General features: G+C 62.4%; 11 protein-coding genes and 3 pseudogenes. All 14 read left to right on the top strand.

The features are described from left to right. Positions 1-1,477 (top strand): annotated as a pseudogene (locus A5695_RS29295) (hypothetical protein); the annotation flags it as partial. Further along, the gene (locus A5695_RS27000) at positions 1,470-2,999 is read left to right on the top strand and encodes a serine hydrolase (protein ID WP_068089881.1); all 1,530 of its coding nucleotides are present in this window, start codon (positions 1,470-1,472) and stop codon (positions 2,997-2,999) included. The pseudogene A5695_RS29295 and the gene A5695_RS27000, both read left to right, overlap by 8 nt. A 9-nt stretch (positions 3,000-3,008) precedes the next feature. Further along, complete coding sequence (locus A5695_RS26995; protein ID WP_068089877.1) at positions 3,009-3,416, top strand: hypothetical protein; 408 nt, start codon at positions 3,009-3,011, stop codon at positions 3,414-3,416. A gap of 414 nt (positions 3,417-3,830) precedes the next feature. Continuing rightward, on the top strand, positions 3,831-4,028 hold the full coding sequence (locus tag A5695_RS26990) for a hypothetical protein (protein ID WP_068089876.1): 198 nt from the start codon (positions 3,831-3,833) through the stop codon (positions 4,026-4,028). 32 nt (positions 4,029-4,060) lie between these two features. Beyond that, the gene (locus tag A5695_RS28155; RefSeq protein ID WP_156749876.1) at positions 4,061-5,065 is read left to right on the top strand and encodes a hypothetical protein; all 1,005 of its coding nucleotides are present in this window, start codon (positions 4,061-4,063) and stop codon (positions 5,063-5,065) included. Between the two features lie 67 nt (positions 5,066-5,132). Beyond that, positions 5,133-6,326, top strand: coding sequence for a S8 family serine peptidase (locus tag A5695_RS26980; RefSeq protein WP_082946330.1), 1,194 nt, complete (start codon positions 5,133-5,135; stop codon positions 6,324-6,326). Positions 6,327-6,418: 92 nt separating this feature from the next. Then, a complete protein-coding gene (locus A5695_RS26975; RefSeq protein ID WP_068089872.1) occupies positions 6,419-6,703 on the top strand; it encodes a thermonuclease family protein in 285 nt (94 codons plus the stop codon). A 16-nt stretch (positions 6,704-6,719) separates the two neighbouring features. After that, positions 6,720-6,908 carry a hypothetical protein gene (locus tag A5695_RS26970; protein WP_068089871.1) on the top strand — a complete coding sequence of 63 codons (189 nt, stop codon included), beginning with the start codon at positions 6,720-6,722 and terminating at the stop codon, positions 6,906-6,908. Between the two features lie 110 nt (positions 6,909-7,018). Further along, positions 7,019-7,762, top strand: a pseudogene (locus A5695_RS30435) (N-acetylmuramoyl-L-alanine amidase); the annotation flags it as partial. 243 nt (positions 7,763-8,005) lie between these two features. Beyond that, positions 8,006-8,110: pseudogene (locus A5695_RS30430) on the top strand (M15 family peptidase); the annotation flags it as partial. Between the two features lie 71 nt (positions 8,111-8,181). After that, the gene (locus A5695_RS26960; protein WP_068089866.1) at positions 8,182-9,555 is read left to right on the top strand and encodes a hypothetical protein; all 1,374 of its coding nucleotides are present in this window, start codon (positions 8,182-8,184) and stop codon (positions 9,553-9,555) included. 10 nt (positions 9,556-9,565) lie between these two features. After that, positions 9,566-9,934, top strand: coding sequence for a hypothetical protein (locus tag A5695_RS26955; protein ID WP_068089864.1), 369 nt, complete (start codon positions 9,566-9,568; stop codon positions 9,932-9,934). Positions 9,935-9,940: 6 nt separating this feature from the next. Then, complete coding sequence (locus A5695_RS26950) at positions 9,941-10,525, top strand: hypothetical protein (RefSeq protein ID WP_068089862.1); 585 nt, start codon at positions 9,941-9,943, stop codon at positions 10,523-10,525. Then, on the top strand, positions 10,522-10,992 hold a 471-nt coding region (locus A5695_RS26945), incomplete at its 3' end, for a hypothetical protein (protein ID WP_197515635.1). The genes A5695_RS26950 and A5695_RS26945, both read left to right, overlap by 4 nt.

Raw genomic sequence — 10,992 nt, 5'->3', positions numbered from 1 at the left:
CGACACCATCCACAACACCTTCACTGGTGCGACGGATTTGGGTCACAGCCTGCCCGAGTTGATCGAGGCGTTGAAGGCCATCCCGAACGACTTCGTCCGCGGTTTGTTGGGGCCAGGGACTTTGGGTGGGACGATCCTTGGGCTCGCTGACGCCATCGTGTCGGGCGCAGTCGGCCAAACCGGCACCGGCGCCGGCCTTCCCGATGTTGAAACCTTCATCGGCTTGATCAGCTCGTGGGCCACTCAGGGCCGGTTCGCGTGGGAGCAGGCTGGTGTCCGCAACAACCGGCCAGCCGACTCGGGGTTGTTACCGTCGGAGCGGTCGAACTTCCCCCTCTCAAGCATCACCACCCAGTTCGACATTGTGCCGGGAACATCTGTGGTCGCGTTCGACTACATCGAAGAGTCAATGTCTTTGGGGACGATCTCCTGGATCGGGTGGGGCGTCTCCGGAATCACCGCCTTCTACATTCAGGTCTACCGGCTGAACCTCACCACCGGTGACCTTTCTGAGTTGATCCACCAGTCACCCAACATCGTGGGTGTCCTCAACTCATCAGCCACTTCCCCGCAGGGGGCGTTCAACACCTACGAGCTCGCTAGCCCCCCTGGTGTGGTGGCGGGTGACCTGATCGGCTACCGGTTCGTCACCGTCGGCGGGAATCACACCATCCGCGGACGTGTATCAGGGCTTCCGCTCAGCACTATCGCCCCGATCGCCGCACCAGCAGCCACCCACCCGGTCACTGGAACCCCCGGAACCGCACCGTCTTCGATCGCGAAGACCGCCATCACCCCGTCGCAGAACATCCCGTGGGTCGGTATCGCAGTGGACACCGGCAGTGGTTCCGATCACCACGACCCGTTCCAGCAGGTTCTCACCGGACCCACCACGATCCCGATCGCGGATTGGTGTGACCACGTGGATGCGGTAGTGGTCGGTGAGGGCGGCGACGGGGCACCTGGGTTCGCCGGATTCTACGGAAACGCCGGCACACCAGGGTCGTTCACCACTGTCACCTGGGTTCGCGATACCCACTTCACCGGGCCCACCATCATCACCTGGGACGGGCACACCCTGTCGATCCCTGGTTTCTCCATCGCCGGGAACAACGGCGACAACGGATCCGGAACCCGCCTGGCGATCTTGGGCGCCCCGGTCGGGCGCGGCCCAGGAACCACAACCTACAACGGCCTCAAAGCCATCGGCGGCGACGATCAAACCGCCGTGGGTGGGGCCGGCACGGTGCCGGGTGGTGCGGGTAACGGCGGCACGTGGTTCGGCATCTACAGCGCCGGCGGGGCGGGTGGGCCCGCGAGGGCGTGGATCCAGTTCCGCAAGGATGCCCTGCCTGGTGAAACCCCGGGCAGCGGTGAGGGCGACACCACCCCGCCGAACATCACCGGCCTTGACGTTGAAATCACGGCCACCACCAGCTCACTCACTCTGACGATAGATGGGGCTGTCGATGCCTAGCGGTCTCAAAGGCTACAACGTCCAAATGGACGGCCAGAAGGTCAACGACGTCGTCATCCCTGGCGGTCAGCAGTTCCCGCTGCAAGGGTTGGACTCTGGTACGGACTACTCCGCGCGGGTGACCGTCACCGCGGTCGACAACGCGGGAAACGAAACCTCCCCGGTGTCGTTGGCTTCGCTGGGGAAGTCGGCATTCACCAACTCTCCCACCCCGACGGATCTTCTTCCGTTGGATACCAGGAACGCGATCGACGCCCTCGCGCTGGCGCAGCTCAAACCAAACACCAAAGTTGACGGTGTTGTGGTGGGGATCTACTCCCCAGACGGAAGCTACTACAACGCGTACGGCGGTGACCGTACAACCAACTCCCCGTTGACCATTGACGACAAGATGCGTTACGGGTCGATCACCAAAATGTACACCTGCCTGCTGGTGTGTAAGGCCATCGATGATGGCTATCTGACCTTGGATGACAAACTCTCCACCTACGTCAGCGGGCCCGCGTATTGGAGCAAGATCACCATCAAGAACTTGATGATGATGACATCGGGGATCAAGGACTATCTGCAGCAGGACGACACCGTCAAGCAAGCGTATTTCCTGAGCCCCACAAACGTTTTCGACCCGATGCCCTACATCCGAAGCTACGCGCCGCTGTATGAGCCGGGGACTTCATCGTCGTACTCCAACAGCAACACTGTGCTGTTGGGGAAGATCCTCGAGTGGGTTGATGCGAACCACGGCACCGGACGCGACATCCGCACCATCATCCAAGAAGACCTCCTAGACCCTTTGGGGCTTACTGAAACCGAGTGGCCGACCGGCAATTACATGACACCCCCGTATTCGCGGGGATGGTCGGACAACCTCGCCCTTCCCCAGGTGCAGGCCACGTTGGGGCCGTTCTTCGGGCTCCTGCAAACCATCGGGCTGCTTCAGTCGGTGTTGACGATAGCCGGGTACGGCAACATCCAAACCACCCCAGAGGTGGAGTTCACCGCCTGCAGCACCACCTGGGGCGGTGCGGCCGGCGCTTTGGATGGCACGATTGCCGACCTAGTCACCTTCGGTCGGGCGATAGCGGCCGGCACCCTGCTCTCCCCGGAGATGAAGCAGCTCCGCGAGGAAACGTTCACCACCTACCTCACCTATGTGCCAGCGCACCCGTGGGAAGGCGGCGGGTGGATGGGCTTCGGCCTGGGAGTTATCCAGTGGGGCGAGTGGCTGGGCTGGATCGGAAGCCTCGCCGGCTACCACTCCGTGATGTTCGCCAACCCCAATAACGGGGCGGTCATCGCGGCGATCATCAACCACATGACCAGCGGGGACCCCACGTCCCTGTTCTACGAAATCGCCTACCTGCTCTACCCGGAGACCACGGCTATTCAGGGTCCGCGGATCCGCCCGTCGGGGATCCCCTCATCGGCGTCGATTGGTCAGCCGCAAGTCTTCCTCTCTCACGCGGTGGGAGACCCAGACGCCAACACCCATGTGCCGCTCAAAGTCCCGTTCTACATCTAAGGAGAAACCATGGCGAACGCGCTCTACACCAAGTACCGCGAGAAAGCCCTCCAAGGGCAAATCAACTGGCTCACCGACAACATCAAAGTCGTTTTGGTCGACGCAGCGGACTACACCGTGAACACGGCCACCCATGAGTTCCTGTCCGACGTTCCCTCCGCGGGCCGGGTCGCCACCTCGGCGAACCTGACCGGTAAAACCGCCACCGGCGGTGTCGCCGACGCAGCCGATGTGACGTTCTCCGCTGTCACCGGTGACGTGTCCGAAGCCCTGGTGATCTACAAAGACACAGGCACCGACACCACCTCACCGTTGATCGCCTACATCGACACCGCCACCGGCCTCGCCGTCACCCCCAACGGTGGTGACATCACAGTCATCTGGCCGAATGACTCCGGCCGGATCTTCAGCCTGTAACAGCTGATGAGCGGATGGTGGGCTGAGCTTTTCCTCACCCCCGGAGGCACCCCGTCGACAGCTGTAGTCGGGGAACCGACGGTGGCGACGGGGATCGTGGTCATCCAGGTCCCCAGCGTCCCACCTGTCGCCGCGGTAGGCATACCAACAGTTATCGGCCCGCCGCAAATCGTTTCACCAGACGGCGTCCCACCGTATGCGGCGGTCGGAACCCCGACAGTCACACCGGGGACGGTGTCCGTCACGCCTTCTGGTATCGCATCAGCTGCGGCGGTAGGAACCCCGACTATCACCACTGGGCCGGTCACGATCTCGCCGACCGGGATACCGTCACCGGCCACGGTTGGATCGCCGATCGTCTCCAACGCCGGCCAAGTCCCCTACACCGTCCCATTCCAAATCTAGGAGCCCTCAGTGCCTGAAATTAACGGCAAGCAGTGGACCAAGGAAGAAGTCCACGAAGCCTTGAAAACCGGCCGTGTTGAAGAGATCTGGCCTGGCGCTGTGTTCACCGATCACGGCGACTACGGGGATCTGCAATTCGCCGACGGATCGTATGCGGGGATCAGGTTCGACCCGCCCGCCAAGCCCAAGAAGGGATCACGTAAATGACTCTGGCCACTAACTGGGTCGACAACATCGGAATGTTCGTCAACGCGGCCTACCTGAATGCCCTTGATACGGCCGTGAATGCGAACACACAGGGCCGCCCGGTGGTCAGCAGCATCACCTCATCGGCTACCCCGGCGATCAACACCGACAACTGCACCCAATTCGAGATCACCGCCCAAGCCGCGGCGATCACATCAATGTCCAGCGGCCTGTCCGGAACCCCGCAGGACGGGCAGAAACTGATCCTGCGGATCAAGGACAACGGGACCCCCCAGACCATCACATGGGGGTCGAGCTGGCGTGCGGTGGGAACTACACTGCCCGCCAACACCATCCCCGCCGGGGTCATCTACGTGGAGGCGCATTACAACAGCGCCGACAGCGTATGGGATGTCCTCACCGTGCGGAAGCAAGCCGTGGCGATCCAGATCATCGGATCCAACTCTGTCGCTGCCGCGAACTCGATCACGCTGCCCACCCATCAGGCCGGCGATGTGATCATCATCTTCGCGTTCACCAACGGCACCACCACCCCACCCACACCCCCGGCGGCTTCCGGGACAGTGCCCGCCTTGGTTCAGGTCGATGCCACCGCCGGAAACTCCTGCGCGGCATCGATTTACCAGTTCGTCGCAACGGCCAATAACCACACATCGGGAACTTGGACGGCCCCCGCTACTGCAGCGATGGCCGCCATCGTCTTGCGATATGAGGATCGACTTGCGGCAACCCCGTACGGCGCACATTCCCTTGCGGTCTCCGCCGCAACAATTTCCACCATCATCACCCCGGCGATCACCCCGGTGAAGACAGACGGTTCCTCAAAGCTGCTGTACATGTACGCCCACCGCAACATGACCTCATGGGATGCCGCCCCGACTGGGTTCACCCGACTGACCGCTGCCGCCAATATCGCCGGTGTCTGCGTCAACAGCAAGAACGACACCACATCGGATGGTGCCACTAACCAAACCATGACCGGCGTGGCTAGTTCGGGCTGTATGGCTGCCTGCCTGGAAATTGTCGCAGCCACCTAACCGCCCCCCGCAAGCTCACGATCCGCCCTAGTTGGCGGATTTTTTGTGTGCACGAAAGGAACCGCGCATGGCGCAATTACGCGCTGGCATCCGCCTACCCCGCACCGCTAACCCGGCGTCGCTCACTCCCCGCCAGGTGGGGGAGGCGTACCACTTCCCGCAAGCGACCGGTAAGGGATATGTGGGCGGGATCATCGAGCTCGGCGGTGGATTCAAACCCGCCCAGGTTGCGGAGTATTTCACCCAGAACGGTCTTCCCGCACCGAAATTCGTATCCAAGCCCGTAGCCGGCGGTAAGAACAAAACCGACGGGCCAGACGGCGCCGATGGCGAAGTCCAGTTGGACATGATCATCGCTGGGGCTATCGCCCCAGCCGCGACGTGGAACGTGTACTTCGCCCCCAACACCGACTCCGGATTCCTCGCCGCACTCCGCCAGGCGGTAGGGGAGTGCGACGGAGTGTCGATCTCGTGGGGTGGTTCGGAGAACAACTGGGACCCCAACACGATGGACACCTTTGAGGCAGTGATCAAAGCGGCCCGCGCCCAAGGCGTCCCCGTCTTTGTGGCGGCCGGGGATACCGGATCCCAAGACTCCTCCGGGGCTGGTAATCAGTGCGACTTTCCCGCCTCTTCCCCATCGTCGATCGGTTGCGGTGGAACACGACTGATCCTCAAAGGAACAGAACGCGCCGCGGAGACGGTGTGGGATGACAACCCCACGCAATCCGCCACCGGCGGCGGTGTCAGTAAGCATTTCCCGGGCCGGCAAGTACCAGATATTGCCGGCAACGCTGACCCCGACACTGGCTACGAAGTCATGATCGACGGCCAAACTTCGGTTATCGGCGGTACCTCCGCAGTCGCGCCACTCATGGTCGGCCTACACGCCCTCCTATGGGAACTCAATGGCGGCAAACCATTCGACTTCCTCAACCTCATCGTCACCAACCCCCAAGCCATGTTCGACGTGACGATCGGCAACAACGGCGGCTATAAGGCCGGGCCAGGACGCGATGAAACGACAGGGTTCGGTGTTCCGGATGGGCAAAAACTCGCCGATGCCCTACTGGGGCCCGTCCCGGCACCCGTCCCACCAGGTCCGGCACCCGTTCCTACCGATCCGCTGAAGGATTTCCCCACCGCAGCTGTGGAGCCTTGGCTTGAGCATAAGCACAACTACACCGGAGCCGAAGCCACAGCAGCGCATGCCATCTCAGCGTGGGGTGCTGGACACGGCATTCCACTCAAGGCCGTCTGATGAACATCACATCAGACCCACGGCTGCACTGGTACCCGGCACAACTAAACCCATCAGCGCATTCCCCCACCGGAGTAGTCGACGGAGACACCGTGAATAGCGTCGTCGACTTCGGGGCCTACATCTACGTGCATAAGCCTCTACGGCTGTACGGAATCAACGCCCCAGAGTTATCCACACAAGCCGGTCAGGACGCGAAGACATGGGCCATCCAGTGGTACCAAACGCATTGCCCTGTTGGCCAGTTCATCATGAAATCCGCACTTGACCCGGAAGACAAGTACGGACGTTTGTTAGCAACGGTGTATGCGGCTGATGGTGCCTGCTACAACGACGACATCGTTGCCGCCGGGCACGCGGTCCCTTACTTCCCATGATCCGAAAGGCCATGTGATGCTGCAGAAATTCCTCGACACGCTCGCGGAGAAGATCGCCGAGAAGGTCGCAGATAAGGTCGACGCCCGGCTCGCCACCGCTGAACAAGACATCACGAACCTGGTTGAAGGGTTCGTGACGAAGCTCGAGCAGGAGTTGGCGGGCATCCCGATCATCGGTGGCGTATTCAAAGGCCAGTCGTCGTGACAGCCGACCAGTACGCCCCCGCGGTACTGCAGGCAGGACGTGATCTTGGGATCACCCCGAAGGGGGTCGTTATCGGATTCGCCACCGTGTACGTCGAATCGAACTGGACGATGTACGCCAACGCCAAAGTCCCCGAGTCCATGAACATTCCGCACGATGCCGTCGGATCAGATGGCCTGTCGGTCGGCCTGTTCCAGCAACAGGTCCGTGACGATGGCAACGGATGGTGGTGGGGAGATGCCGCCACCTGCATGGACCCCTATAAGTCCGCTCAGTTGTTCTTCTCCCGGCTCAAGCGGCTGGACTACAACAGCGAAGCCCAATCCCCGGGCAGCTACGCGCAGGCCATCCAGCAGTCCGCATTCCCGGATCGCTACGACCAACGCATGGGCGATGCGCAATCCCTCTACGACCAAATCAGCGGAGGCACCGTGTCCACACCCCCCGTCGACCCGAATCGCCCTGACTTCAACGAACTTGAGGGTTGGTGCGACAACAACCAGGACCGGGCAGGAACCAAGGTTGATCTGTGGCTCATCCATACCCAGGAAGGCGGAGGCGGGGACGATGCCGCCCGTGACCTGAAGGACTTCTTGATCTCCACGACCGGCGGCGCGAATCCGGTCAGCTACCACTACACGATCAGCCAGGCATCTGATGGCGGGGTCACCGTCTATGACGTGGTGGACACGGATCTGGCTTCATGGTCGGTCGGGAACTCCAACAACCGGGCGATAAATCTGTGCTTCGCAGGCTCGTACGCCAGCTGGACGCGGGAGCAGTGGCTACAGCAGTCCAAAGCCATTGACGTGGCGGCTTATCTGGCGGTGCAGGACTGCATCAAATACAACGTCGAGCCCACCGTCATCCCGGGACCGCAGTACGGCAAGAACCCCCCGGGGATCTCTGATCACCGCTACTGCAGCAACTGGCTCAAGGATGGGAACAACCACAACGATGTCGGCGATAACTTCCCGTGGGATGTCTTCGCCGCTGCGGTGAAGAAGTATTGGGACCTCGCTCACGACACACCTGCACCGGATCCGACACCTACACCGCCGCCCGCACCAGCGGATCCGTTTGAGGCGTGGGTGGCTGGCGCGAGTGATCGGGAGCTGCTCGAGTACATCGTCGAGCAGCTCGGGCCCGGTGACCCGTCTTGGAACTCAAAGGGAGCGACGCTGCGGGACTTCTTGTGGAGCCTGCAGTCGAAGGCTAAGCAGCAGACAGCGGCCAAGTCGTCCGCTAAGCGCGCGGCGCGGAAGTCAAGCTGATGGCCACAAATGCCAATGGCGGATGGATCGGCTTCGGGATCGGGGACACCGACCCGGTCAACGCGAAGCGCACGGACCCGAACTGGCACGCCGTCACGCTGCTCACCGCGAAATTGCACGACCGCTTCCAGTCGGTCCGGGACAAAGGCCTCACCGCGCGTGACACCTACGATGAGTTGACCGCTGAGTGCGTGGAGATGATCGCCCACAACTACGGAATGACCATCCCGCACGACCAGCAAGGGAAAGCGGTCGCAAACCTGGCTCTGCGGACGAAGATCGGCGCCTATCCCCCGCCTCCTCCGCCGACTCATGCGATGTTCACCGTGCGCGGCACGGGGGGGATCATCGGCCAGGATTACACCTCCCAGATTGCCCAAGCCCTGCCGGGGATCTATCACGAGCACCCGATCGACTACGCCGCCTCCATGGGCGGACTACCTGTCGGGGCGGCTACCGACCCCAATGCCCCGAGCGGCAATGAGTGTGCTGAGCAGGCGCGGCAGATGCTCACCGATGCCGTGTTGGGATCCACGGTCACCTTCGCCATTGCTGGATACTCGCTCGGCACCAAAGGTGTGATCCTGTTCCTCAACGACCTGTTCAACCCCCAGCACCCGCTCTACGCCCATCGGGATCGGCTGGTGTGTGTGGTGTTGGTGGCGGATCCGTGGCGGCCGTTCGGGAAGTCGTTCTACCTCGGGCCGGTTCAGTCGGGGCAGGGGATCGGAGCACCGTACTTCACCATGTCGAAAGCGGCGCAGGATGCTTTGGGGTGGCGGTGCTGCTGGCTGGTGAATCCGGCTGACCTGTACACCAATTCTCCGCTGGGTGGGACTGGGCAGGTGTTGGCTGATGTGGAGGAGATGATCCTCGGCCTGTCGGTCACCGACCCGCTGGGGATGATGATGCGCGCCGTCCAGATGCTGCTGCAGCTGGTCGTCAAAGACGGGGGTTTGCTCGGCGGCGGCCAGACCGTCAACCAGCCCAACCCCACCACGGGGACGGGTGGTCTGCTCGGTGGCATCTTGGGCGGCATCCTCGGCGGAGGCACGAACCCCGCGAGCCTGATCACCGGGGTCGCGGGTGGATCGATCGGCCTCACAGCGGGTTTGGTGCCTCTCATGCTGCCGCTTCTGCTGGGCAGCTTCGAAGGACTCGTCGACGGCATCTCCGGTAACGGCACTAACCTGCCCACCGGTGCGGCCGCCGACGTGCAGGCCGCGATCCTGGCGTTGAAGTTCTTCGGATCCGGAACCGCCCCACACCTCTCGTATCACAACACGCCATGGGGCCACGGGCCGCAAACGTTCCTACAGCTCGGAATTCAGCACGCGGCTGACTATGGCTCGCGTGTACCCGTCCGCACGTAAGGAGACCGCAGTGACAACCCCCGACTACTTCTCGATCACGTTCTGGCGCGCCGCGCTCAACCACGTCATCTACGGCGCCGCGATCGGCGCATCCAACGCCTGGATCCTCGGCGGCGTGGGATCAGTCGACTCCGACACCCATTTGAGCATCCCCGGCTGGGGAGTGGCGGCGGGCGCGCTATCGGGCGCGATCTTGGCATTCATCCTGGCATTGATCGGTCAGGCTGTGCCGGGCACGCCGCCGACGTCGTTCGTGCCCGCACCGACCCCGGCCCGGAAGCGCCCGGCGCGTAAGGCCCCTGCGCCGAAGGCCCCTACGACAGCGGATTTGAAGCCAGCCAAGAAGGCTCCCGCCGCTAAAAAGCCCCCGGCCAAGTAGCTTTCGGTGGCTTACCGCGACGACATCCTGGCCCCTTTCCGCTGGGCGCATAACCTGTGGCTGGGATGGATCCGCAGCCCAGCCAAGTCCCGCGTGGACCGCTCACGCATGTACGTGTGGGTCCATTTAGGGTTGGTGATCACCGGGTGGGCGTTGATGTTCCACCCCTACGGGGTTGGCGCCTTGGCGTATTTCGATAAGCAGCAGAACGAAACCCTGGCGTTGTGCATCATCGCCGGCTCCACGGTGTGCATCCTCGGCAGCCTGATGGGCACCCGATACTGGTTCCCCTCCGCCGTCACCGACGTCCGGTTGCCGTACCTGTTCGCAGTCGGCGGGCAGCTCTCGGTCATCTTCTCCCTGTGCCTCTACGAATTCACCTTGGCTGTGCATCAGACCGTGTACGGAAACATGAGTAGTGCGTTGGCGTTCGTCATCATCGGCGGCTGCACCCAAACCGCCGTGGTGTGTATCAAAGAGATCCACCGCATTAACCGATTGGACCGGATCGTGAACCGCGGCGCGATCCGACGGCGAAAGGAACGATACGGCCTGAGCGTGGACATCGCTGAGGTCGAGGACTTCCAGTGATCTTGCAGTGGGTCCTCGCCGGCTGCACCATCCTGTCCGCGCTCGTCGCTGCGACCGCGTTGTTGCGGTTAGGCACCCAGAAGGGCATCGACAACGAGACCCTCAATAAAATGCAGCGGGAACGCGAACGCGAAGAGCAGGAACGTGAGCAGAAGCGCCGCGTCGAGGAGGATCTTCGGGAACGCAGGCGCATCGACGCCGATGAACGCCGCAGCGCCGTCCTGCGCCGCGAATTAGCCGATCTGACCGAGCGAAGTAATCAACGCTTCCAGCAGTGGCAGGACGCCGTCGCTGACCTAGACGAGTTGTGGTCCACCGTTGAGGACGACCTGTTGCCGTGGATTCGGGAGGCGTACAGCAAGCTCCTCGAGCGGGGGATCGATATCCGCCGGCCACCACCGCCTATATGGCCGACTACGCCGACCAGGTTTTCTCCGTTGAGCTCCATGAGGGTCTGTTCGCGGAAG

It is taken from the genome of Mycobacterium sp. E1747 (assembly GCF_001667775.1).
Lineage (GTDB): Bacteria > Actinomycetota > Actinomycetes > Mycobacteriales > Mycobacteriaceae > Mycobacterium.
Note: the sequence above shows the minus strand (reverse complement) of the source record. Positions and strands in the feature narration are given on the sequence as shown.

Excerpts from the sequence above, each read along its gene's own strand:
- A5695_RS27000 (WP_068089881.1), top strand. The coding sequence starts at position 1,470 with ATGCCTAGCGGTCTCAAAGGCTACAACGTCCAAATGGACGGCCAGAAG.
- A5695_RS26995 (WP_068089877.1), top strand. The coding sequence starts at position 3,009 with ATGGCGAACGCGCTCTACACCAAGTACCGCGAGAAAGCCCTCCAAGGG.
- A5695_RS28155 (WP_156749876.1), top strand. The coding sequence starts at position 4,061 with ATGTTCGTCAACGCGGCCTACCTGAATGCCCTTGATACGGCCGTGAAT.
- A5695_RS26980 (WP_082946330.1), top strand. The coding sequence starts at position 5,133 with ATGGCGCAATTACGCGCTGGCATCCGCCTACCCCGCACCGCTAACCCG.
- A5695_RS26970 (WP_068089871.1), top strand. The coding sequence starts at position 6,720 with ATGCTGCAGAAATTCCTCGACACGCTCGCGGAGAAGATCGCCGAGAAG.
- A5695_RS26960 (WP_068089866.1), top strand. The coding sequence starts at position 8,182 with ATGGCCACAAATGCCAATGGCGGATGGATCGGCTTCGGGATCGGGGAC.